This window comes from Polaromonas sp. P1_G2, assembly GCF_056405515.1.
Genome location: NZ_JBFUBY010000962.1, coordinates 1 through 497, shown reverse-complemented (window position 1 = coordinate 497; position 497 = coordinate 1). Strand labels below are relative to the sequence as shown.

The following is a 497-nucleotide window of genomic DNA, read 5'->3' as shown; positions in this document are numbered from 1 at the left end:
GCTCATGTGAGATCGAGTTCCATGACGACCGGACAATGATCAGAGGCCTTGGGACGGTCCCAGCCGGTGCGCGGATAGCGCTCGGTTTCCTGCCCCTTTGGGAAGACGGTGCGGAACGGCTGTCCGTTGCGGACGATTTCCGGCAACGCCTTCGGATTGGCGGCGGCGAGCGCCTGCGACAGCCAGATATAGTCGAGCTGGCAGAGATGCTGCTCGGCAAGCCCGCGGCTGTGGTAGAGCGTCCAGCGGTCCTCGACTGGGCGCCTGAGCATGGCGTTTTCGGCAAAACCATCATGCGAAAACGTGTCGAGCGCGCTTTCGGTCTCGCGCGCCGGCGTGAAGGTGAAGCCGGTGCGCTTGCTGCCGGCGATCAGCAGCCGCTCCTGGTAATCATTCATGTCGCCGCAGATGACGAAATTCTTGTGCTGCGTCGCGTCCCTGCCGAAACGCTCCTCGATGATGCGGCGCACGGCGGTTGCCTCGGCGCGGCGCAGCGG

General features: G+C 64.4%; 1 protein-coding gene. It reads right to left on the bottom strand.

Going from position 1 to position 497, the window contains the following annotated elements:
• Positions 1–2: 2 nt before the first annotated feature.
• Positions 3–497, bottom strand: a 495-nt coding sequence (locus AC1D0P_RS28555) for an endonuclease/exonuclease/phosphatase family protein (protein ID WP_477679816.1), incomplete at its 5' end; no start/stop codon positions are given.